The sequence below is a fragment of the Streptomyces sp. NPDC026522 genome (genome assembly GCF_055567555.1).
Genome location: NZ_JBVHQF010000004.1, coordinates 112,997 through 134,792 on the forward strand (window position 1 = coordinate 112,997; position 21,796 = coordinate 134,792).

The 21,796-nt window shown below is 73.8% G+C and carries 17 protein-coding genes; 11 read left to right on the forward strand and 6 right to left on the reverse strand.

Annotation, left to right across the window (positions count from 1 at the left end; all coding sequences use genetic code 11):
- Positions 1–98: 98 nt before the first annotated feature.
- Together ACZ4M3_RS11970 and ACZ4M3_RS11975 are read left to right on the forward strand one after the other, a co-directional pair.
- The gene (locus ACZ4M3_RS11970; protein WP_467731538.1) at positions 99–1,832 is read left to right on the forward strand and encodes an ABC transporter ATP-binding protein; all 1,734 of its coding nucleotides are present in this window, start codon (positions 99–101) and stop codon (positions 1,830–1,832) included.
- Positions 1,829–3,751: an ABC transporter ATP-binding protein gene (locus ACZ4M3_RS11975; protein WP_467731540.1), complete on the forward strand. Its 1,923-nt coding sequence runs from the start codon at positions 1,829–1,831 to the stop codon at positions 3,749–3,751. The genes ACZ4M3_RS11970 and ACZ4M3_RS11975 overlap by 4 nt, the downstream gene beginning before the upstream one ends.
- A gap of 68 nt (positions 3,752–3,819) precedes the next feature.
- Here the strand turns inward: ACZ4M3_RS11975 and ACZ4M3_RS11980 are convergent, their stop codons facing one another.
- The 4 genes from ACZ4M3_RS11980 to ACZ4M3_RS11995 form a co-directional block, all read right to left on the reverse strand.
- Positions 3,820–4,980 (reverse strand): RNA polymerase sigma factor, encoded by a 1,161-nt coding sequence (locus tag ACZ4M3_RS11980; RefSeq protein WP_467731542.1) that lies wholly within the window; start codon positions 4,978–4,980, stop codon positions 3,820–3,822.
- A 114-nt stretch (positions 4,981–5,094) separates the two neighbouring features.
- Positions 5,095–7,176 carry a molybdopterin oxidoreductase family protein gene (locus tag ACZ4M3_RS11985; protein ID WP_467731544.1) on the reverse strand — a complete coding sequence of 694 codons (2,082 nt, stop codon included), beginning with the start codon at positions 7,174–7,176 and terminating at the stop codon, positions 5,095–5,097.
- Between the two features lie 112 nt (positions 7,177–7,288).
- Positions 7,289–8,053 carry a glucose 1-dehydrogenase gene (locus tag ACZ4M3_RS11990; RefSeq protein WP_467731546.1) on the reverse strand — a complete coding sequence of 255 codons (765 nt, stop codon included), beginning with the start codon at positions 8,051–8,053 and terminating at the stop codon, positions 7,289–7,291.
- Positions 8,054–8,092: 39 nt separating this feature from the next.
- The gene (locus ACZ4M3_RS11995) at positions 8,093–8,791 is read right to left on the reverse strand and encodes a SanA/YdcF family protein (protein ID WP_467731548.1); all 699 of its coding nucleotides are present in this window, start codon (positions 8,789–8,791) and stop codon (positions 8,093–8,095) included.
- 391 nt (positions 8,792–9,182) lie between these two features.
- On the opposite strand from ACZ4M3_RS11995, the gene ACZ4M3_RS12000 reads away from it, so the two are divergent.
- From ACZ4M3_RS12000 to dnaG, 4 genes are all read left to right on the forward strand, one after another.
- Complete coding sequence (locus ACZ4M3_RS12000) at positions 9,183–9,896, forward strand: sirohydrochlorin chelatase (RefSeq protein WP_467731550.1); 714 nt, start codon at positions 9,183–9,185, stop codon at positions 9,894–9,896.
- 66 nt (positions 9,897–9,962) lie between these two features.
- Positions 9,963–11,291, forward strand: coding sequence for a deoxyguanosinetriphosphate triphosphohydrolase (locus ACZ4M3_RS12005; protein WP_467731552.1), 1,329 nt, complete (start codon positions 9,963–9,965; stop codon positions 11,289–11,291).
- Positions 11,292–11,384: 93 nt separating this feature from the next.
- Positions 11,385–12,659 carry an NAD(P)/FAD-dependent oxidoreductase gene (locus ACZ4M3_RS12010; protein ID WP_467731554.1) on the forward strand — a complete coding sequence of 425 codons (1,275 nt, stop codon included), beginning with the start codon at positions 11,385–11,387 and terminating at the stop codon, positions 12,657–12,659.
- Positions 12,660–12,693: 34 nt separating this feature from the next.
- Entirely contained in the window at positions 12,694–14,592 is a 1,899-nt protein-coding gene (gene dnaG, locus ACZ4M3_RS12015) for a DNA primase (protein ID WP_467731556.1), read from the forward strand.
- Here dnaG and ACZ4M3_RS12020 read toward each other — a convergent pair.
- The gene (locus ACZ4M3_RS12020) at positions 14,589–15,074 is read right to left on the reverse strand and encodes a gamma-glutamylcyclotransferase family protein (protein WP_467732230.1); all 486 of its coding nucleotides are present in this window, start codon (positions 15,072–15,074) and stop codon (positions 14,589–14,591) included. The genes dnaG and ACZ4M3_RS12020 overlap by 4 nt on opposite strands.
- A gap of 284 nt (positions 15,075–15,358) precedes the next feature.
- Between ACZ4M3_RS12020 and ACZ4M3_RS12025 the strand changes: the two genes are divergently transcribed.
- Together ACZ4M3_RS12025 and ACZ4M3_RS12030 are read left to right on the forward strand one after the other, a co-directional pair.
- Positions 15,359–15,901 carry a hypothetical protein gene (locus tag ACZ4M3_RS12025; protein WP_467731558.1) on the forward strand — a complete coding sequence of 181 codons (543 nt, stop codon included), beginning with the start codon at positions 15,359–15,361 and terminating at the stop codon, positions 15,899–15,901.
- Positions 15,902–16,030: 129 nt separating this feature from the next.
- Positions 16,031–16,666, forward strand: a complete 636-nt coding sequence (locus tag ACZ4M3_RS12030; RefSeq protein WP_467731560.1) for a class F sortase — start codon at positions 16,031–16,033, stop codon at positions 16,664–16,666.
- Between the two features lie 10 nt (positions 16,667–16,676).
- On the opposite strand, the gene ACZ4M3_RS12035 is transcribed toward ACZ4M3_RS12030, so the two are convergent.
- Positions 16,677–17,453, reverse strand: coding sequence for a sulfite exporter TauE/SafE family protein (locus tag ACZ4M3_RS12035; RefSeq protein WP_467731562.1), 777 nt, complete (start codon positions 17,451–17,453; stop codon positions 16,677–16,679).
- A 171-nt stretch (positions 17,454–17,624) separates the two neighbouring features.
- Here ACZ4M3_RS12035 and ACZ4M3_RS12040 point away from each other — a divergent pair, with 171 nt between their 5' ends.
- The 3 genes from ACZ4M3_RS12040 to nirD are packed head-to-tail and all read left to right on the forward strand — an operon-like array spanning position 17,625 to position 21,790.
- On the forward strand, positions 17,625–18,872 hold the full coding sequence (locus ACZ4M3_RS12040; protein WP_467731564.1) for an NAD(P)/FAD-dependent oxidoreductase: 1,248 nt from the start codon (positions 17,625–17,627) through the stop codon (positions 18,870–18,872).
- Positions 18,873–18,875: 3 nt separating this feature from the next.
- The gene (gene nirB, locus ACZ4M3_RS12045) at positions 18,876–21,455 is read left to right on the forward strand and encodes a nitrite reductase large subunit NirB (RefSeq protein ID WP_467731566.1); all 2,580 of its coding nucleotides are present in this window, start codon (positions 18,876–18,878) and stop codon (positions 21,453–21,455) included.
- On the forward strand, positions 21,452–21,790 hold the full coding sequence (nirD, locus tag ACZ4M3_RS12050) for a nitrite reductase small subunit NirD (protein WP_467731568.1): 339 nt from the start codon (positions 21,452–21,454) through the stop codon (positions 21,788–21,790). Before nirB ends, nirD begins: the two co-directional genes overlap by 4 nt.
- The last annotated feature ends 6 nt before the right edge of the window (positions 21,791–21,796 follow it).

A 21,796-nucleotide genomic window follows, 5' to 3' on the forward strand; every position in this document is an offset into this window, starting at 1 on the left:
CCTTTTGACCGGGCTTTGCGAAAAGCATTGGGGTTCGGGCCGCCGGTTGGCCGAAGATGGGGTGAACCCCCCTCGATCTTGCCGACCGGAGCCTGCGCGTGCTCATACGACTGCTGGGGACGCACCTGCGTCCCTATCGGAAACCCATCGCCCTCCTGGTGCTGCTGCAACTGCTGCAGACCAGTGCGAGCCTCTACCTGCCCACGCTCAACGCGGACATCATCGACAACGGTGTCGTCAACGGTGACACGGGTTACATCCTGCGCTTCGGCGCGCTGATGCTGGGCGTCTCGCTCGTCCAGCTCACCTGCAACGTCGGCGCCGTCTACTTCGGCGCCCGCACCGCGGCCGCGGTCGGGCGGGACGTCCGGGCCGCCGTCTTCGACCGGGTGCAGAGCTTCTCCGCCAGGGAGCTCGGCCAGTTCGGCGCCCCGTCGCTGATCACCCGTACGACGAACGACGTCCAGCAGGTCCAGATGCTGGTGCTGATGACCTTCACCCTGATGGTCTCGGCGCCGATCATGTGCATCGGCGGCATCGCCATGGCGCTGTCGCTCGACGTGAAGCTGTCCGGCGTGCTGCTCGCCGTCGTCCCCGTCCTCGGCCTCTCCGTCGGCACGATCGTCTACAAGACGCGCCCGCTGTTCCGGAAGATGCAGACGCGGCTGGACATCGTCAACCGGGTGCTGCGCGAGCAGATCACCGGCAACCGGGTGATCCGCGCCTTCGTCCGCGACGACTACGAGAAGGAGCGCTTCCGGGAGGCGAACGCGGAGCTCACCGGGGTGTCGCTGGCTTCCGGCAAGCTGCTCGCGCTGATGTTCCCGGTCGTGATCGTCGTCGTGAACATCTCCAGCGTCGCCGTCATCTGGTTCGGCGCGATGCGCGTGGACAGCGGCGGCATGGAGATCGGCCAGCTGACGGCCTTCCTCGCCTACCTGATGCAGATCGTCATGTCCGTGATGATGGCCACCTTCATGTTCATGATGGTGCCGCGCGCCGAGGTCTGCGCGGAGCGCATCCAGGAGGTCCTCGACACGGACTCCAGCGTGGTCCCGCCCGCCGACCCGGTGCGCAAGCTCCTGCGGCAGGGGCAGCTGGAGCTGCGCGGCGCCGACTTCCGCTACCCGGGCGCCGAAGCGCCGGTGCTGCGCGGAGTGCACCTGCTGGCCCGGCCGGGCGAGACGACCGCCGTCATCGGTTCCACGGGCAGCGGCAAGTCGACGCTGCTCGGGCTGGTCCCGCGGCTGTTCGACGCGACCGGCGGCCAGGTGCTCGTCGACGGGGAGGACGTGCGCCGGCTCGACCCCGAGCTGCTGGCCAAGACGGTCGGCATGGTTCCGCAGAAGCCGTACCTGTTCTCCGGGACCGTCGCCTCCAACCTGCGCTACGGGCGCCCCGACGCGACGGACGAGGAGCTGTGGCACGCCCTGGAGGTGGCCCAGGCCAGCGGGTTCGTTTCCGAGCTCGAAGGCGGTCTGGACGCGCCGATCACCCAGGGCGGTACGAACGTCTCCGGCGGGCAGCGCCAACGCCTGGCGATCGCCCGCACGCTGGTGCAGCGTCCGGAGATCTACCTGTTCGACGACTCCTTCTCGGCCCTGGACTACGCGACGGACGCGGCGCTGCGCGCCGCGCTGGCCCGCGAGACGCAGGAGGCGACCGTCGTCATCGTCGCCCAGCGGGTGTCCACGATCCGCGACGCCGACCGGATCATCGTTCTGGACGAGGGCCAGGTGGTGGGCGAGGGGCGCCATCAGGAGCTGATGGCCGGCAATGAGACCTACCGGGAGATCGTGCTCTCCCAGCTGACGGAGGCGGAGGCCGCATGAGCGGGCCCGGAGGACGGATGATGATGGGGCCGGTCCAGCGGTCCATGGACTTCAAGGGATCGGGCAAGCGGCTGCTGGGCCAGCTCGCGCAGGACCGGGTCAAGATCTGGGGCATGGTCGCCGCCGTCGTCGGCAGCGTCGCCTGCTCGGTGGTCGGGCCGAAGATCCTGGGCAACGCCACCGACCTGGTGTTCGCGGGTCTCGTCGGGCGGCAGATGCCGGCCGGGATCACCAAGGCGCAGGCGCTGGACGGGCTGCGGGCCAGGGGTCAGGGCGGCATGGCGGACATGCTGTCCGGCACCGACTTCACGCCGGGGCAGGGCATCGACTTCGGCGCCGTCGGGGTCGTGGCGCTCTGGGCGCTGCTGGTGTTCACGCTGGCGGGGCTGCTGATGCTGGTCGCGACGCGGCTGTCGAACCACGTCATGAACGGCACCGTGTACCGGATGCGCGAGGAGCTCCAGGCGAAGCTGTCGCGGCTGCCGCTGTCGTACTTCGACCAGCAGAAGCGCGGCGAGGTGCTGAGCCGGGCGACGAACGACATCGACAACATCGGGCAGACGCTCCAGCAGACGATGGGGCAGCTGCTGAACTCGCTGCTGACGATCGTCGGTGTGCTGGCGATGATGTTCTGGATCTCGCCGCTGCTGGCGCTGGTCGCGCTGGTGACCGTACCGGTGTCCGTCTTCGTCGCGGCGAAGATCGGCAAGAAGTCGCAGCCGCAGTTCGTGGCGCAGTGGAAGACCACGGGCGTGCTCAACGCACACATCGAGGAGATGTACTCGGGGCACGCGCTGGTCAAGGTCTTCGGGCGGCAGAAGGAGTCGGCGGCGGTCTTCGCCGAGCAGAACGAGGCGCTGTACCGGGCCTCGTTCAAGGCGCAGCTGGTCAGCGGGATCATGCAGCCGGTGATGTTCTTCATCTCGAACATCAACTACGTGCTGATCGCGGTGGTCGGCGGTCTGCGGGTGGCCTCGGGCACCCTGTCGATCGGTGACGTGCAGGCCTTCATCCAGTACTCGCGCCAGTTCTCGATGCCGCTGACGCAGGTGGCGTCGATGGCGAACCTGGTGCAGTCCGGAGTCGCCTCGGCGGAGCGGGTGTACGAGCTGCTGGACGCGCAGGAGCAGGAGCCGGACGTGGCGGTCCCCGAGCGGCCGGAGCGGCTGCGGGGCCGGGTCACCCTCGACAAGGTGGCGTTCCGCTACGAGCCGGACAAGCCGCTCATCGAGGACCTGTCGCTGAGCGTCGAGCCGGGCCAGACGGTCGCGATCGTCGGTCCGACGGGCGCGGGCAAGACCACGCTCGTCAACCTGCTGATGCGGTTCTACGAGGTCACGGGCGGCCGGATCGCCCTGGACGGGGTGGACGTCGCGAAGATGACCCGCGAGGAACTGCGCACGGGCATCGGCATGGTGCTCCAGGACACCTGGCTGTTCGGCGGCACCATCGCGGAGAACATCGCCTACGGCGCTTCGCGCGAGGTCACCCGCGAGCAGATCGAGGAGGCGGCGCGCGCGGCGCACGCGGACCGCTTCGTCCGCACCCTGCCGGACGGCTACGACACGGTGCTGGACGACGAGGGCGCGGGCGTCAGCGCGGGCGAGAAGCAGCTGATCACGATCGCGCGGGCGTTCCTGTCGGACCCGGTGATCCTGGTGCTCGACGAGGCGACCAGCTCGGTGGACACCCGTACCGAGGTGCTGATCCAGAAGGCGATGGCCCGCCTCGCGCACGGCCGTACGTCCTTCGTGATCGCGCACCGGCTCTCCACCATCCGCGACGCGGACGTGATCCTGGTGATGGAGAACGGCTCGATCGTGGAACAGGGCACGCACGACGAGCTGCTGGAGTCGGGCGGCGCCTACGCCCGGCTGTACGCGGCGCAGTTCGCGCAGGCGGTGGCCGAGGTCGACTAGCTCTCGTCACCGGCCGTCAGGGGTGCCCTCGTACGGGGGCACCCCTTTCGCGTCCCCGGCCGGGCCGCTCAGTCGAGGTAGCCGCGCAGCTGGTCGGCGAAGGCGTGGTCGCGCAGTTTGTTGAGCGTCTTGGACTCGATCTGGCGGATGCGCTCGCGCGTCACGCCGAAGATCCGGCCGATCTCCTCCAGGGTGCGCGGGCGGCCGTCGGCGAGGCCGTAGCGGAGCTGGACGACCTTGCGTTCGCGTTCACCGAGCGTCGACAGCACGGCTTCGAGGTGCTCGCGGAGCAGGAAGAACGCGGCGGACTCGACGGGTGAGGCCGCGTCCCCGTCCTCGATGAGGTCCCCGAGCGCCACGTCGTCCTCCTCGCCGACCGGCGCGTGCAGCGAGACCGGCTCCTGTGCGAGGCGGAGCACTTCCAGCACCCGTTCGGGGGTCAGTTCCAGGTGGGCGGCGACCTCTTCGGCCGTCGGCTCGTAGCCGCGCTCCTGGAGCATGCGGCGCTGTACGCGCACGACGCGGTTGATCAGTTCCACGACGTGTACGGGGACGCGGATGGTCCGGGCCTGGTCGGCGAGGGCCCGGGACATCGCCTGCCGGATCCACCAGGTGGCGTAGGTGGAGAACTTGTAGCCGCGGGCGTAGTCGAACTTCTCAACGGCCCTGATCAGTCCGAGGTTCCCCTCCTGGACGAGGTCGAGCATGGTGAGTCCGCGGCCCACGTACCGCTTGGCGACGGAGACGACGAGCCGCAGGTTCGACTCGATGAGGCGGCGTTTGGCCATCCGGCCCATGACGACCAGCTTGTCCAGGTCGAGGGTGAGCTGGAGGTCGAGGCCGGTGGCGGCGGCGAGCTTCTCCTCGGCGAAGAGTCCCGCTTCGACGCGCCGGGCGAGTTCGACCTCCTCGGCGGCGGTCAGGAGCGGGATCCTGCCTATCTCGCGCAGGTACTGCCGGAAGAGGTCCGCGGAGGGGCCCGCCCCGCTCGTCCCGCCCGGCCCGCCCGCCCGTTCGCCGCCGCGCCCGCGCTGCTCGGGCACCTGCTCGACCAGGTCGAGCGCCTCCGGTTCCGCGGGGTCCGCGTCCACGGCTTCGGGCTCCGCGTCGGCGGGTTCGTCGGCCTGGGCGGGGTGACTCACGTTCACGGTCAGGGTCTGGGTCTGCACGGGGGCGACCTCCAGGGCTCCGAGGACGGGGGCACCGGATTTCAGTGTGGGGTACGGCACAGCGCGGCCACGAGGGGCGTGCGAGCACTTTCTGAGTCCGGTGCGTGACCGGATGGTTACCCCTCGCCGGGCCGGGCGAAGCCGTCCGGACGCATGTCCGAGCGGACCCGCGGCTCAGGCCGGCTCGACGCGCACCGCGCAGGTCTTGAACTCCGGCATCCGCGAGATCGGGTCCAGGGCCGGGTTGGTGAGGGTGTTCGCCCGCCCCTCCCCCGGCCAGTGGAACGGCATGAACACCGTGTCCGCGCGGATCGCATCGGTGATGCGGGCCGGGGCCACCGCCCGCCCGCGCCGCGAGACCACCGCCAGCGGGTCCCCCTCGGTCACGCCCAGCCGCGCGGCGAGGCGGGGGTGGAGCTCCACGAACGGGCCGGGGGCGGCGGCGTTGAGCTCCGCGACCCGCCGGGTCTGGGCTCCGGACTGGTACTGGGCCACGACCCGGCCGGTGGTGAGCAGCAGCGGGTACGCCGCGTCGGGGACCTCGGCCGCGTCCCGGTGCGCGACGGGGACGAAGCGGGCCCGGCCGTCGTCGGTGGCGAACCGGTCCAGGAAGAGGCGGGGCGTTCCGGGCGTGCCCTCGGAGCAGGGCCAGAAGACGCCCTGTTCGGCTTCGACGCGGGCGTAGGAGATCCCCGAGTAGTCGGCCGGGCCGCCCGCCGAGGCGCGCCGGAGTTCGTCGAAGACCTCCTCGGGGGCGGTGGGGAAGCCCTGCTCGACACCGAGGCGGGCGGCCAGGCCGTGCAGGACCTCCAGGTCGGTGCGGACGCCCGGCGGCGGGGTCAGCGCCCGGCGGCGCAGCAGGACGCGGCCTTCCAGGCTGGTGGTGGTGCCGGTCTCTTCCGCCCACTGGGTGACGGGGAGCACCACGTCGGCCAGTTCGGCGGTCTCGGAGAGGACGACGTCGGCGACGGCGAGGAAGTCCAGGGAGCGGATCCGGCCCTCGATGTGGGCGGCGCGGGGCGCGGAGACCACCGGGTTGGAGCCCATCAGCAGCAGCGCCCGCACGTCCGTGCCGAGGGCGTCGAGGAGTTCGTAGGCGCTGCGGCCCGGGCCGGGGAGGGTGTCGGGGTCGACGCCCCAGACTCCGGCGACGTGGGCCCGCGCCGCCGGGTCGGTCAGCTTGCGGTAGCCGGGGAGCTGGTCGGCCTTCTGGCCGTGCTCGCGGCCGCCCTGGCCGTTGCCCTGGCCGGTGAGGCAGCCGTAGCCGGAGAGCGGCCGGCCGGCCCGGCCCGTGGCCAGGCAGAGGTTGATCCACGCGCCGACGGTGTCGGTGCCCTTGGAATGCTGCTCCGGGCCGCGGGCGGTGAGCACCATGGCGGACTCCGGGGCGCAGAACATCCGTACCGCCTCCCGCAGCCGGGGCACGGGGACCCCGGTGATCCGCTCCACCAGCTCCGGCCAGTGGGCCATCACCGCGGCCCGCGCCTCGGGCCAGCCGCTGGTGCGCTCGGCGATGAACGCCTCGTCGGTGCGCCCCTCGGCGACGACGAGGTGCAGCAGGCCCAGGGCGAGGGCGAGGTCCGTCCCGGGGCGGGGGGCGAGGTGCAGGTCGGCCTGTTCGGCGGTACGGGTGCGGCGGGGGTCCACCACGATCAACGTGCCGCCGTTGTCCTTGAGTTCCCGCAGGAAGCGCAGGGCCGGCGGCATGGTCTCGGCCAGGTTGGAGCCGACCAGGATCACGCAGCCGGTGCGCGGTACGTCCTCCAGCGGGAACGGCAGGCCGCGGTCGAGGCCGAAGGCGCGCTGGTGGGCGGCGGCCGCGGAGGACATGCAGAAGCGGCCGTTGTAGTCGATCTGGGAGGTGCGCAGGGCGACGCGGGCGAACTTGCCGAGGGCGTACGCCTTCTCGTTGGTCAGCCCGCCGCCGCCGAACACGCCGACGGCGTCCCGCCCGTGGGTCCGGCCGGTACGGGCGAGGCCCGCCGCGACGGCGTCGAGGGCCTCTTCCCAGTCGGCCGGCTCCAGCCGTCCGGAGCCGGTGCGCACCAGCGGCCGGGTCAGCCGTACCCGCGCGGAGAGCACGGCGGGGGCGGTGCGCCCCTTGCCGCACAGGGCGCCCCGGTTGACGGGGAAGCCGGGCCGTTCCTCCACCGTGACGCCGCCGTCCGTCCCGGCGCGCAGGTTCATGCCGCACTGCAGGGCGCAGTAGGGGCAGTGCGTGGCGGTCACGGGGCCGGCGGCGGCTTCGGTGCTCATGCGGCCACCGTGCGCCGCCGGTGTTACACGGGCCGGCGCCTGGCGGTTACGGCTCTTGTACGGCGGCCTCAGCGCTCGCGCCGGGGCCCGGTGAGGACCGGGCCGCCGGGTGTCATCGGCCGGTCAGCTGCTGGAGGGTCGGGCCGGCCGTCCAGCCGCCGTCGACGGCGAGTTCGGCGCCCGTGATGTAGGCGGCGGCGTCGGAGAGCAGGAAGGCGACGGCGGCGGCGATCTCGTCCGGGACGCCGACGCGGCCCATCGGGGTGCCGGGGTAGTTGCCCTCGCCGGTGCGGATGCCGGTGGAGGCGGTCATCTCGGTGTAGGTCATGCCGGGGTGTACGGAGTTGACGCGGATCCGGGACGCGGCGAGTTCGACGGCGCCGATCTTCGACAGGCCGCGCACGCCCCACTTGGACGCCCCGTAGCCGCCGGTGAGCGGGAGCCCGGTGAGCCCGGCCGCGGAGGAGATGTTGACGATCGAGCCGCCGCCGGCCGCGCGCATCAGCGGCACGGCGGTCTGGATTCCGATGAACACGCCGACCAGGTTGATCTCCAGGACCCGGCGGAAGTGCTCGACGCTCTCCTCTTCCAGCAGCCGGCCGGTGGCGATGCCGGCGTTGTTCACCAGTCCGTCCACCCGGCCGAAGGCGGCGCCCGCGTACTCCAGCGCGGCCCGCCAGTCGTCCTCGCTCGTGACGTCGTGGCGCAGGAAGTGCGCGGCGTCGCCCAGTTCGGCGGCCGTCGCGGCGCCCTCCGTCTCCAGCACGTCGGTGATCAGCACCCGGCCGCCGCCGGCCACGACGGCCCGGGCGGCCGCGGCGCCGAGTCCGCGCGCGCCTCCGGTGACGACGACGGCCTTGCCCTTCAGATCCACCACGGTGCCCACCCCTCGCATCTGACAATACGTGCCAGTCTGTCAGAGCGTCAGTGCCCGCGACACCCCGTCCTCCTTGGGTCCCAGGAAGGTCGGCCGCGGCTTGAACACCGCGTCCAGGGCCGCCTTCCCGGCCGCGAACACCTCGCGGGCGCCGCCGTAGTACCAGGTCGCGTCGTGTACGTCCGCCACCCCGACCCCGTACGAGTCCACTCCCGCCGCCTGGCACAGGGCGACGGCCCGCCGGATGTGGAAGCCCTGGCTGATCAGCACCGCACGCTGCACACCGAAGATCCGCCGGGCCCGTACGCAGGAGTCCCAGGTGTCGAACCCGGCGAAGTCGCTGACGATCCGCTCGTCCGGCACCCCGTGGTGGGTCAGGTAGGCCCGCATCACGTCCGGCTCCGAGTAGCCGGTGCGGCCGTTGTCCCCGGTGACCAGGACCACCCTGACCTTCCCGGCGCGGTACAGCTCGGCGGCCGCGTCGAGCCGGTCGGCCAGGTACGGGGTGGGGCGGGCGCCCAGCAGACCCGCGCCGAACACCACGGCCACCGGGGCGGCGGGCGCCTGGGCCGTGCTGCCGAGCCGGCCGGCGGCGGCCGCGTGCGTCCACGCCGAGGGCAGCAGCGCCAGCACGCACAGCGTCATCACCGCCCGTACGGCGCGCCGCCGGGCCCGTACGGTACGGGGCAGCAGCCCGCGCACCCCGCCCGCGATCCGGTTCAGGCGCGCTCGGCGCATGACGTTCCCCCCTGGTCGTCGCCCGGCCGGCCGTCGCCCCGGGGTCGCAGGTCAGGACGCCGGAGGGGCCGGTGTGGTTTCAGCCGCCGCCCGGCGGCGCTGCCGAGGCCCCCGAAGACGGCCGGGCCCTCCCCCGCGGCGCGGGCGGCGCCGTGCGGCCGCGCGGCCCGCTGTGAGCAGCCCGCAAAGACCCGTCACCGCGGCGCAACGCGGCGGCAATCTCCGCCCTGCATGATCGGTTCATGACGGAGCCCGCGCGCCCTCCCGAATTCCCGTCCTTCCCGTTTCCCCCCGCCACCGCCGCCGAGCTGCTGACCCGGATCACCGCCCAGCTCGGGGCGCAGCTGGACGCCGTGCGTCCGCCGGGGGCCCGGTCCCACGGAGGCCCCCCGTGCAGCCCACCCTCGTCGCCGTCGCCCACGGCAGCCGTGACCCGCGCGCCCTTCAGGGCGTCCGGGCCCTGCTGGAGCGGGTCCGCGAGCTCCGCCCCCGCCTCGACGTCCGCCTCGGGCACATCGAGCTGAACCGGCCGCTGCTGGGCGAGACCCTGGACCGGGCCACCGGTGCGGCCGTCCTCGTGCCGCTGCTGCTGAGCCGCGGGTACCACGTCAAACGGGACCTGCCCGCCGCGGCCGCCCGGGCCGGCCACCCCGGCACCCGGGTCGCCGCCCCGCTCGGGCCGCACCCGCTGCTGGTCGAGGTCCTGTACGAGCGCCTGCTGGAGGCCGGCTGGGTCCCCGGGACGGCGGTCGTGCTGGCCGCCGCCGGCTCCCGCGACCGGGACGCCGCCGCGGACACCCGCCGCACCGCCGCCCTGCTGTCCGAACGGCTCGACGGGGTGCCCGTCGTAGCGGCCTACGCCTGCGCCGCCGCCCCCACGGTCCCCGACGCCCTGCGCGCCCTCGCCGCCCGCGGCCACCACCGGACTGCCGTGGCCTCGTACTTCACCGCCCCCGGCCGCTTCGCCGCCCAGAGCGCCGCGGCCGCGCCCGGCCCGGCCGCGGCGCCGCTCGGCGACCACCCGGCCCTGGCCCGGCTCGTCCTGCTGCGCTACGAGGAGGCCCTCGCCCGGCGCCGGACAGCGCTGGAACTGGCCACCGCGTGAGCCAGCGCGCGGGTCCGGGCCACCCGGATCACCCGCCTTGTCGGCTCTTCCGGTTAACGTCTGAGCATGGAAGGCATGGAAGGCACCCCCCTCACCACCGCGCACACCGCCCCCTACGAGCCGGCCGACACCGAACGCTGGGCCGCCGAGCCCGACAAACGGCCCGGCCGCACCGCCTTCCAGCGGGACCGCGCCCGCGTGCTGCACTCCGCCGCGCTGCGCCGCCTCGCCGGCAAGACGCAGGTCGTCACCCCCGGGACCCGCTCCTACGACTGGGACGCGAGCCCCCGTACCCGGCTGACCCACTCCCTGGAATGCGCCCAGGTGGGACGCGAGCTTGGGCTGGCCCTCGGCTGCGACCCCGACCTGGTCGAGGCCGCCTGCCTCTCCCACGACATGGGCCACCCGCCCTTCGGGCACAACGGCGAGGAAGCCCTCAACGAGTTCGCCAAGGACTGCGGCGGCTTCGAGGGCAACGCCCAGTCGCTGCGCCTGCTGACCCGGCTGGAGCCGAAGCGGTTCGTGCCCGATCCGGGCACGGGTGAGCTCGTCAGCGTCGGTCTCAACCTCACCCGGGCCTCGCTGGACGCCGCGACCAAGTACCCCTGGCCGCGCGGCGGGCACCCCTCCGACCCCGACTCGGTGAAGTTCGGCGCGTACGAGGACGACCTGCCGGTCTTCGCCTGGCTGCGCCGGGGCGCGCCCGCCGACCGCAAGTGCTTCGAGGCCCAGGTCATGGACTGGGCGGACGACGTCGCGTACTCCGTCCACGACTTCGAGGACGGTCTGCACGCCGGACACCTCGACCCGAACATGCTCTTCGCCGAGCCGGACCGCGAGGCGATCTGGCGGGTCGCGATCGGCCGGTACGTGCCCGCGGACACCGCGCCGCAGGAGCTGCGGGAGGCGCTGGACCGGCTGATGGGGCAGGAGTGGTGGCCGCACGGCTATGACGGCTCGGCCGTCGCCCAGGCCCGGCTCAAGGACGCCACCAGCCAGCTGATCGGCCGATTCTGCCTGGCCGCCGAGGGGGCGACGCGGGAGGCGTACGGGACCGGCCGGCTCACCCGGTACGCGGCCGAGCTGGTGGTCCCCCGGGAGGCGCGCAACGAGTGCGCCGTCCTCAAGGCGGTCGCCGACCTGTACGTGATGCAGCGCGACGAGCAGGAGCGGCTGCGCGCGGATCAGCGCATCGTCCTGGCCGAACTCGCCGAGGCGCTCAGTGCCCGGGCGCCCGAGGGCCTCGACCCCCAGTTCCGGGCGGTCTTCGAGACCGCGCCGGACGACAAGGCGAGGAAACGCGCGGTCATCGACCAGATCGCCGCCCTCACCGACGCCTCGGCCCGCTCGTTGCACGCCCGCCTCACCAGGCGCGCCCGACGCGCCGAAGGGTGAGCTGATCGGGCCACTCCCCCTTCACGGGGCAGGCTCGGTGCGGGACGCTCGCATGTGGCCGCATGTGGCGCAGAGGTTATGAGGAGGCATCAGGTGGTCGACGCACACCGGACGTTCGTCATCGTCGGCGCGGGTCTGGCCGGGGCCAAAGCGGCCGAGACACTGAGGTCGGAGGGGTTCACGGGCCGGGTGATCCTGATCGGCGACGAGCGGGACCATCCCTACGAACGCCCTCCCCTGTCCAAGGGATACCTGACGGGCAAGGAGGAGCGCGACAGCGTCTTCGTCCACGAGCCGTCCTGGTACGCGCGCGCCGACATCGAGCTGCACCTGGGCCAGCCCGCCGTCCAGCTGGACCGGGACGCGAAGAAGGTCGTCCTGGGTGACGGCACGGCGCTGCACTACGACAAGCTGCTGCTGGCCACCGGGGCCGAGCCGCGCCGCCTCGACGTCCCAGGCACCGGCCTGGTGGGGGTGCACCACCTGAGGCGGCTCGCGCACGCGGAGCGGCTCAAGGGGGTGCTGGCCGGGCTGGGCCGGGACAACGGCCACCTGCTGATCGCGGGCGCCGGCTGGATCGGCCTGGAGGTCGCGGCGGCGGCCCGCGGGTACGGCGCCGAGGTGACCGTCGTCGAGCCGCTGGCCACCCCGCTGCACGCGGTGCTCGGCCCGGAGATCGGCCGGCTCTTCGCGGACCTGCACGCCGAGCACGGGGTCCGCTTCCACTTCGGCGCCCGGCTCACCGAGATCGTCGGGCAGGACGGGATGGTGCTGGCCGCCCGCACCGACGACGGCGAGGAGCACCCGGCGCACGCGGTGCTCGCCGCGATCGGCGCGGCACCCCGCACGGCGCTGGCGGAGATCTCGGGGCTGGCCCTGGTGGACCGGGAGCACGGCGGCGGGATCGCCGTCGACGCGTCGCTGCGGACCTCGGATCCGGACGTCTTCGCCGTCGGGGACGTGGCGGCCGCCCACCACCCGGTGCTCGGGACCCGGCTGCGGGTCGAGCACTGGGCCAACGCGCTCAACGGCGGCCCGGCCGCCGCCAAGGCGATGCTGGGGCAGGAGGTCTCGTACGACAGGGTCCCCTACTTCTTCTCGGACCAGTACGACGTGGGCCTGGAGTACTCCGGGTACGCACCGGTCGGCGGCTACGACCAGGTGCTGATCCGCGGGGACGTGGGCAAGCGGGAGTTCATCGCGTTCTGGCTGTCGCAGGGGCGGGTGCTGGCCGGGATGAACGTGAACGTGTGGGACGTCACCGAGCACATCCAGGCCCTGATCCGCTCCCACGCGCCGGTGGACCGGGACAAACTGGCGGACCCGTCGGTTCCGCTCTCCTCCCTGGTGGCGACGGAGGGGGCCTGACGGTTTTGCCGGCGCCCGGCCGTAGACTTCACGGGTGGCAGGACGGATCAACGACGACGACGTGAAGGCGGTACGGGACGCGGTCCCGATCGACGCCGTGGTCTCCGACTACCTCCAGCTGCGCAACGCCGGCGGCGGCAACCTCAAGGGCCTCTGCCCCTTCCACGACGAGAAATCCCCGTCCTTCCAGGTCAGCCCCAGCAAGGGGCTGTACCACTGCTTCGGCTGCCAGGCGGGCGGGGACACCCTCGACTTCATCATGAAGATCGACCACCTCTCCTTCTCGGAGGCGGTCGAGCGCCTCGCCGGCCAGGCGGGCATCACCCTGCGGTACGAGGAGGGCGGCTACACCGCCGGCACCAGCGGCCGCGGCGAGCGGATCCGGCTGGTCGAGGCGCACAAGGCCGCCGCACAGTTCTACGTCGACCAGCTGGGCGGCGCCGAGGCGGAGATCGGCCGCAAGTTCCTCGCGGAGCGCGGCTTCGACCAGGCCGCGGCCGCGCACTTCAGCGTGGGCTACAGCCCGGCCGGCTGGGACCACCTGACCCGCTTCCTGCGCGGCAAGGGCTTCAGCGACAAGGAGCTGATCACTTCGGGCCTGGCCCAGGACAGCCGCAGCGGGAAGCCGATCGACCGGTTCCGCGGGCGGCTGATGTGGCCGATCCGGGACATCAGCGGCGAGGTCGTCGGCTTCGGCGCGCGCAAGCTCCGCGACGACGACAACGGCCCCAAGTACCTGAACACCCCCGAGACCGCGATCTACAAGAAGTCCCAGGTGCTGTACGGCATCGACCTGGCGAAGAAGGAGATCGCGAAGACCTCGCGGGCCGTCGTGGTCGAGGGCTACACCGATGTGATGGCCTGCCACCTGGCCGGGGTGACCACCGCGATCGCGACCTGTGGCACGGCCTTCGGCGGCGACCACATCAAGATCCTGCGCCGGCTGCTGATGGACAACGCGACGGCCGAGGTGATCTTCACCTTCGACGGGGACGCGGCGGGCCAGAAAGCCGCGCTGCGCGCCTTCGAGGACGACCAGAAGTTCGCTGCCGAGACCTCGATCGCGGTCACCCCGGGCGGGATGGACCCCTGCGACCTGCGGCTCGCCCAGGGCGACGCCGCCGTGTCGGGGCTGGTGGAGTCCCGGACCCCGCTGTTCGAGTTCGCCCTGCGGCACATCGTGGCCCGGCACAACCTGGAGAACCCGGCGGGCCGGGCAGCAGCCCTCGACGAGGCGGCCCCGGTCGTCGCCAACATCAAGAACATCGCGATCCAGCACGAGTCGGCGGTCCAGCTGGCGGGGATGCTGGGCATCCGCGACGAGCAGTTCGTGGTCAAGCGGGTCGCACAGCTCGCCCGCTGGGCGCGCGAGCGGGGCGGCCAGCCCCAGCAGAGCGGCCGCGGCCGGGCGTACGAGGCGGCCCCCGCGCCCGCCCCCGCGGCGGCGGGCGGCCCGGCGCTGAACCTGCGCAGCCCCGCCCACCGCACGGAACGCGAGCTGCTCAAGCTGGCCCTGCAGCGACCGGCCCTGGTCTCCCCCGCTTTCGACGCGTACGGCATCGACGAGTTCACCGCCCCGCCGTACGCGGCGGTCCGCCAGGCCATCCAGGACGCCGGGGGCGCCGCCCTGGGCACGGAGGACTACCTGGCCCGGGTCCGGGCGGCCGCGCCCAACGACACCGTGCGCGCGCTGGTCACGGAACTGGCGGTCGAGGCCATCCACGCGAAGACGGTGGACGAGGTCTACGCGGGGGGCCAGCTGGTCCAGGTGCGGCTGCGCGCCGTCGACCGCCGGGTGCACGAGATCCAGGGCACCCTGGCCCGCCTGGGACCGCAGGCTCCGCCGGAGCAGCTGGCGGCCGTCCAGGAGGAGCTGTGGGTCCTCCAGCAGTACGGGCAGCGGCTGCGCAACCGCGGGGCCGAAGGGCTCTAGGGGGTGCCGGGCCGGCCGGGCCGGTCGCGGACGAGCCAGTCGCCGCCCGGGATCTCGGTACCGGAGCGGGCGAGGGCGCGGGCCAGGGCGGGGGCGGCCAGGTAGACCCAGGCCAGGACCGGGGTGCCGTCGGGGCGCAGGGCCCGGCGGGCGACCCGGTCGTAGACGTTCCCCGGGCGACCGGGGCCGTGGTACTCCTCCAGCAGGTCCAGGGCGGCCAGCAGCTCGGCGTGGGAGCCGGGGGCGGGGGTGATCAGCTCGCCGCGTATGCCCGGTCCCGGGCGCGCGACGGCGTACGGGTAGCCGGGGCCCTCGTAGAGCGCGGCGTCCGGCAGCAGCGCCGGTTCCTCGGCCGCGGTGCGGCCCCGCAGGAAGAGGCCGTGGTTGACCTGGCCGGGCCGCAGGGTCCCGTAGACGAAGAACGGCAGCGCGGCCGCGGCGGTTCCCGGCCCGCGGGGCGGCGGCGCATCGAGCGGGGTCACGTCGAACGGTGTCACGGGCCCTCCCTGGGCTGCCGGCGCGGTACGGGCCGGCTCCGCCCGCGCACCCCCACCGTACGCAGCGCGGGGGCGCACCGTAAGCCCGCCCCCGCGCGGGCCGGAAGGCGGCGTCACCCGGACGGGCAGGGTCCCCCGGACGGCCCAAGCGGGCCGGGGTGAGCTGCGGGAACACCGGCGGACCCGACGGAGCTGACGGTACATCAGGAGGCGCGGCGCGGGCGGGCCGGGTTATCTCGGAGCACGACCCCGCGTTCCCAGGAGCCCCCATGCGCCGCCGCACCGCCCACGTGCTGACCGCCACCGCGCTGACCGCCGTCGCCTTCGCCGGGCCGGTCGCGGGCGCGGTGGCCGCCGCGGAACTCGGCATGCCCGGTTTCGCGCCGGGTGACTTCGCCGCGCTGGAGGTCTGGCCGAAGTCCGCCGCCCCGGGGGTGACCGTGACGGTGAACACCAGCGCCTGTGGCCCCTCGGGCCGCGCCGAGGGCGATGCGAGCACCGTCGGCGGGGGCCGCTTCAAGCTGCTGCCCGGCGCCCGCAAGGACACGGTGGTGGGGCAGTTCCAGGTCGCCCGCGACCTCCGGCCCGGCACCTACGACATCGGCGCGACCTGCGCGAACGGCAAGTTCGCCACCGGCGACCTGGTCGTCACCGACCGTGGCCCCCAAGGCCACGTACGGACCGGGGTCGGCGGTGGCACGACCACCACCGCCGACCCCGCCAAGATCACGGCGGGAGCGGTCGTGCTGGCCGCGGTCGCCGTCGGCGGTACCTGGCTCCTGCGTCGCCGGGCGAGCGGCACGCGGAGCTGACGGACCCCGCGGCCCCGGCCGCGGTCCGAGCGGTACCGCCCCCGTCGCCCCGCCCCGCGAGGTCCCCCCGTTCGCGGGGCCGGGCGACGGCCAGTCATACGCACGGGAAGCGAGCACGAGGGGGCAGGCATGACGGGCACCTCCGGCGTCGCCGGCCGCGGCGGGCTCCTGGCCCTGGCCGCCTGCGTGGGCATCTGGCTCGTCGGCAGCGGCTCCGCGGAGACCGTGGGGCCGCCGCTGCCGTCCCCCGCCGAGGCGCTGAGCACGCTCAGCGGCCAGGCCTCGTACGCCGGGAGCATCGCCCCGCTGCCCGGCTCCCCGCCCACCCGGATCCGGATCCCGTCGATCCGGGTGGACGCCCCGCTCACCGGGCTGGGGCTCCAGCCCGACGGCAGTCTCGAAGTGCCGCCGCCCGCCCGGCGCGACCTCGCGGGCTGGTACCGCGAGGGCACCACGCCGGGCGCCACCGGCACCGCCCTCATCGCGGGCCACGTCGACCACGCCACCGGCCCGGCCGTCTTCTACCACCTGGGCGCACTGCGCCGCGGGGCCTCGATCGAGGTGGCGCGCGCGGACGGACGTACGGCCGTGTTCACCGTCCACGCGGTCGAGGTGTACGACGCCAGGGCCTTCCCCGACTCCCGGGTGTACGGGCCCTCGCCGCGCGCCGAGCTGCGGGTCATCACCTGCGGGGGCGGCTTCTCCCCCCGGACCGGCTACGAGGGCAACGTGGTCGTCTTCGCCCACCTGACGGGTACGTACTGAACGGCGCTGGTCAGCCCCACTGCTCGATGCCGAGCTTGACCACCAGCGCCCCGACCACCGTCAGCAGCACCGTCCGGACGAACGCGCTGCCCTTGGTGAGCGCCATCCGGGCCCCGATCATGCCTCCGGCCAGGTTGAAGGCCGCCATCAGCGCGGCCAGTTGCCACAGCACCATGCCCTGGTAGGCGAACATGGCGAGCGCCCCGGCGTTCGTGCAGCAGTTGACGATCTTGGCGGTGGCGGAGGCGGTGACCAGGTCCAGGTGGAGCAGCGCGGTGAGGGCGAGGACCAGGAAAGTGCCGGTGCCCGGCCCGATGAGGCCGTCGTAGAAGCCGATGCCGAGTCCGGCCAGGCCGATGGCGAGCAGCACGCGGCGGCGGCTGACGGGCGCGGTGGACGCGGCCGCGCCGAAACCGGGCTTGAAGATCACCACCCCCGCGACGACGACCAGCACCGCCATGATCAGCGGGCGCATGGCGTCCTTGCTGATCCCCCCGGCCAGCGCGGCGCCGCCCATGGAGCCGGCCAGGGCGGCCAGGCCGATGCGGACGGCGAGCTTCACGTTCACCGGCGCCTTGCGGACGTAGGTCACGGCCGCTCCGGTGGTGCCGACGATGGCCACCGCCTTGTTGGTACCGAGGACGGCGGCGGGCGGCGCGTGCGGGAGGCCGAGCAGCAGCGCGGGCAGGAGGAGCAGTCCCCCGCCGCCGACCACGGCGTCGATCCAACCGGCCGCCGCGGCGGCCACGCACAGCACGATGATCATCGCGGTTGATATGTCAGGCACGGCTCCGACCCTATGGAGCCGTTGGCTGCAATGGCCACGGAAGCCCGGAAACTTGCGCAAAGGTTGAGCTTCGCCGCCTCACGGGCCGCCCGGCCGGCCGCTGAGGTGCGCGTTCCGTCCGGGTAACAGCGGCGATGCGGCGGGGAAACAGCGGCCCCGCACGCTCGTGCCATGACCTCGAACCGGCGTGTGGTGGTGATCGGCGGCGGCCTGGCGGGCCTGCGGTGCGCCGCGCGGCTGACCGCCGGCGGTGCGGCGGCGGTCACGGTCCTCGCCGAGGAACCGCACGCCCCGTACAACCGCGTGCTGCTGGCCGAGATCCTCGCCGGCCGGTACGCACCCGAGGTGACCGCCCTCCCGGACCCCGGTCCGGCGCTGCGCCGGGGCGTCCGCGCGGTCCGTATCGACCGCACCGACCGGGTGGTGCACTGCGACGACGGGGCGGTGCTCGGGTACGACGCCCTCGTCCTGGCCACCGGCTCGAACCCCGTGCTGCCCCCGCTGCGCGGCCTGTTCGAGGCCGACGGCCGGGAACTCCCCGCGGGGGTGCACGCGTTCCGCACCATGGACGACTGCCTGGCCCTCTCCGCGGCCGTACGTCCCGGCGTGCGCGCCGTGGTGATCGGCGGCGGGCTCCTCGGCGTCTCGGCGGCCCGCGCCCTCGCCGCCCGCGGCGCCCAGGTGGTGCTCGCGCAGCAGGCCGAGCGGCTGATGGAACGGCAGCTGGACGCGGATGCCTCGGCCCTCCTGCACACCCACCTGACGGCCCTCGGCGTCGAGATCCACACCGAGTGCCGGGTACGCGGCCTGACCGGGACCGCGGACGCCCGCGCCGGGGCCGGAGGCCGGGTCGCCGGCGTCGAACTCGCCGACGGCTACCGGCTCGGGGCCGACCTCGTGGTGCTCGCCTGCGGGGTGCGCCCGCGCACCGGGCTGGCCCGGGCCGCCGGGCTCGACGTGCGCGACGGCATCGTCGTGGACGACCGGCTGCGCACCTGCGACCCCCGCATCCACGCCATCGGCGACTGCGCCGAGCACGACGGCCGCGTGTACGGGCTGGCCGGAGCCGCGCTGGAGCAGGCCGACGCCGTCGCGGCCGTCCTGACCGGGGGAGGCGACCCCGCCGGCGGCTACACCGGCACCCGCGCCCTGACCCGGCTCACCCTCCCCACCGGCGGCGACGGCCCGCTGGACCTCGCCGCCTTCGGCGAGGCGACCCCGCTGCCCGGGGACGACGTGATCCGCCTCGCCGACGCCACCCGCCGGACCTACCGCAAGGTCGTGGTCCGGGGCGACCGGGTGGTCGGCGGGGTCCTCCTCGGCGAACTGTCCACCGTGGGCGCCCTGGCCCGCTCCTGGGCGGACGGGGAAGCCCTGACCGACTTCTCGCACCTGCTCACCGACGACGGAGGCTCCTGAATCATGGCCGCAGTCCCGCCCGCGCCCACCCCCGCACCCACGGCCGCCGCCGCAGCCGCCGCCGGCCCCGCCCTCGTGCTCGTCGGCCACGGCATGGTCGGCCAGCGCTACCTGGAGGCCCTCGCCGAGCGCGGGATCACCGCCACGCACCGGGTCACCGTCCTGTCCGAGGAGCCCCGGCCCGCCTACGACCGGGTCCACCTGACCTCCTACTTCTCCGGCCGCACCGCCGAGGAGCTGTCGCTGGTCCCGGACGGCTTCATGGCTCGGCACCGGATCGACCTGCACCTCGGCGACCCCGCCGAGCGCATCGACCGCGGCGCCCGCACCGTCACGTCCCGCTCCGGGCGGGTGTTCCCGTACGACGTCCTCGTCCTCGCGACCGGCAGCCACCCCTTCGTGCCGCCCGTGCCCGGCAAGGACGCCCCCGGCTGCTTCGTGTACCGCACCATCGAGGACCTGCTCGCGATCGAGACGTACGCGAAGGGCCGCGGCAGCGGAGCCGTCGTCGGCGGCGGGCTGCTCGGCCTGGAGGCGGCGGGCGCGCTGCAAGGGCTGGGGCTGGCCACCCGCGTCGTGGAGTTCGCGCCGCGCCTGATGCCCGTCCAGGTCGACGACGGGGGCGGCGCCGCGCTGCTGCGGACCATCGAGTCCATGGGCCTGACCGTGCACACCGGCGTCGGCACCCAGGAGGTGCTGACCGCCGAGGACGGCTCGGTGAGCGGGATGCGCCTGTCCGACGGCTCGACCGTCCCCGCCGACCTGGTCGTCTTCTCCGCCGGCGTCCGCCCCCGCGACCAGCTCGCCCGCGCCGCCGGGCTGACGGTCGGCGAACGCGGCGGGATCTCCGTCGACGCCCGCTGCCGCACCTGCGACCCCCGCGTCTACGCCATCGGCGAATGCGCGCTGGCCGCCGACGGCCGGGTCTACGGCCTGGTCGCACCCGGCTACGAGATGGCCGAGACGGCCGCCGACGACCTGCTGGGCCGCGACCGGGAGTTCACCGGCGCCGACCTGTCCACCAAGCTCAAGCTGCTCGGCGTGGACGTGGCCTCCTTCGGCGACGCCCACGGCGCGACCCCCGGCAGCCTCGACGTCGTCTACTCCGACTCCCGCTCCGGCGTCTACAAGAAGCTGGTCGTCTCCCCCGACGGCGTGCTGCTCGGCGGGGTCCTCGTCGGGGACGCCGACTCCTACGGGCTGCTGCGCCCGCTGACCGGCAGCGTGCCGCCCGTCACCCCCGAGCAGCTGGTGCTGCCCGCGGGCACCGGCCCGGCCGCGCGGCTCGGCCCGGCCGCGCTGCCCGACTCGGCGGTGATCTGCTCCTGCCACAACGTCACCAAGAAGGAGATCACCGCCTGCTCCTCGCTCCCCGAGGTCAAGGCGTGCACCAGGGCCGGCACCGGCTGCGGCGGCTGCCTCAAGGTGATCGGACAGCTGCTGCCCGCCGCGCCCGACAAGGGGCTGTGCGGCTGCTTCCCGTACACCCGCGCCGAGCTGTACGAGATCGTCCGCACCCGTCGGCTGACCTCCTACCGGGAGCTCCTCGACGGCCACGGCCGGGAGGCCGCCCGGGGCGGCGAGGGCTGCGAGACCTGCAAGCCGGCCGTCGCCTCGATCATCGCCTCGCTGGCCGCGACGCTCGGGGCGAGCGGCTACGTACTGGACGGGGAGCAGGCCGCCCTCCAGGACACCAACGACCACTTCCTCGCCAACATGCAGCGCAACGGCTCGTACTCGGTCGTCCCCCGGATCCCCGGCGGTGAGATCACCCCCGAGAAGCTCATCGTGATCGGCGAAGTGGCCCGCGACTTCGGCCTCTACACGAAGATCACCGGTGGGCAGCGGATCGACCTGTTCGGAGCCGCGGTCGACCAGCTCCCGCGGATCTGGGCGCGGCTGGTGGACGCCGGGTTCGAGTCCGGGCACGCGTACGGGAAGGCGCTGCGCACGGTGAAGTCCTGCGTCGGTCAGACCTGGTGCCGCTATGGGGTCCAGGACAGCGTGCGCATGGCCATCGGCCTGGAGCTGCGCTACCGGGGGCTGCGCGCCCCGCACAAGCTGAAGTCGGCGGTGTCCGGCTGCACCCGCGAATGCGCGGAGGCGCAGAGCAAGGACTTCGGGGTCATCGCGACGGCGAACGGCTGGAACCTCTACGTCGGCGGCAACGGCGGGGCCGCCCCGCGCCACGCGGACCTGCTCGCCCAGGACCTCTCGGACGCCGAACTGGTCCGGCTCGTCGACCGGTTCCTCATGTTCTACGTCCGCACCGCCGACCGGCTGGAGCGGACCGCGGCCTGGCTGGAGCGGCTGGAGGGCGGCCTGGCCCACCTGCGGGACGTGATCGTGCACGACTCGCTCGGCCTGTGCGCGGAGCTTGAGTCCCTGATGGCCGACCACGTCGCCCACTACCGCGACGAATGGGCCGAGACCCTCCAGGACCCCGAGCGGCTGCGCCGGTTCGTGACCTTCGTCAACGCGCCCGGTACCCCGGACCCCAGCGTGCGGTTCGTGCCGGAACGCGACCAGGTCAAGCCCGACCTGACCGCCCTGACCCTTGAGCCCGTGGGAGGCAACCGGTGACCATCGAGCTGGAGGTGAACGGCGGCTGGCTGACGGTGTGCGCGCTGGCGGAGCTGACGCCGGGGCGCGGGGTCGCGGCCCTGCTGCCCGACGGGAGCCAGGCCGCGGTGTTCGTCGACCGCACCGGCCGCCCGTACGCCATCGGCAACCGGGACCCCTTCACCGGCGCGCAGGTGCTCGCCCGGGGGCTGGTGGGCGCCGTGGCGGGACGCCCCTTCGTGGCCTCGCCACTGCTCAAGCAGCGCTTCGACCTGGAGTCGGGGCGCTGCCTGGACGACGACGCGGTGGCGGTCCCCACCTATCCGGTACGGACCGCCGTGACCTCGCCCGCGTAGCGGCCG

Excerpts from the sequence above, each read along its gene's own strand:
- ACZ4M3_RS11995 (WP_467731548.1), bottom strand. The coding sequence starts at position 8,791 with ATGCGCCGAGCGCGCCTGAACCGGATCGCGGGCGGGGTGCGCGGGCTG.
- ACZ4M3_RS11975 (WP_467731540.1), top strand. The coding sequence starts at position 1,829 with ATGAGCGGGCCCGGAGGACGGATGATGATGGGGCCGGTCCAGCGGTCC.
- ACZ4M3_RS11985 (WP_467731544.1), bottom strand. The coding sequence starts at position 7,176 with ATGAGCACCGAAGCCGCCGCCGGCCCCGTGACCGCCACGCACTGCCCC.
- ACZ4M3_RS12005 (WP_467731552.1), top strand. The coding sequence starts at position 9,963 with ATGGAAGGCATGGAAGGCACCCCCCTCACCACCGCGCACACCGCCCCC.
- ACZ4M3_RS12040 (WP_467731564.1), top strand. The coding sequence starts at position 17,625 with ATGACCTCGAACCGGCGTGTGGTGGTGATCGGCGGCGGCCTGGCGGGC.
- ACZ4M3_RS12025 (WP_467731558.1), top strand. The coding sequence starts at position 15,359 with ATGCGCCGCCGCACCGCCCACGTGCTGACCGCCACCGCGCTGACCGCC.
- ACZ4M3_RS12030 (WP_467731560.1), top strand. The coding sequence starts at position 16,031 with ATGACGGGCACCTCCGGCGTCGCCGGCCGCGGCGGGCTCCTGGCCCTG.
- nirB (WP_467731566.1), top strand. The coding sequence starts at position 18,876 with ATGGCCGCAGTCCCGCCCGCGCCCACCCCCGCACCCACGGCCGCCGCC.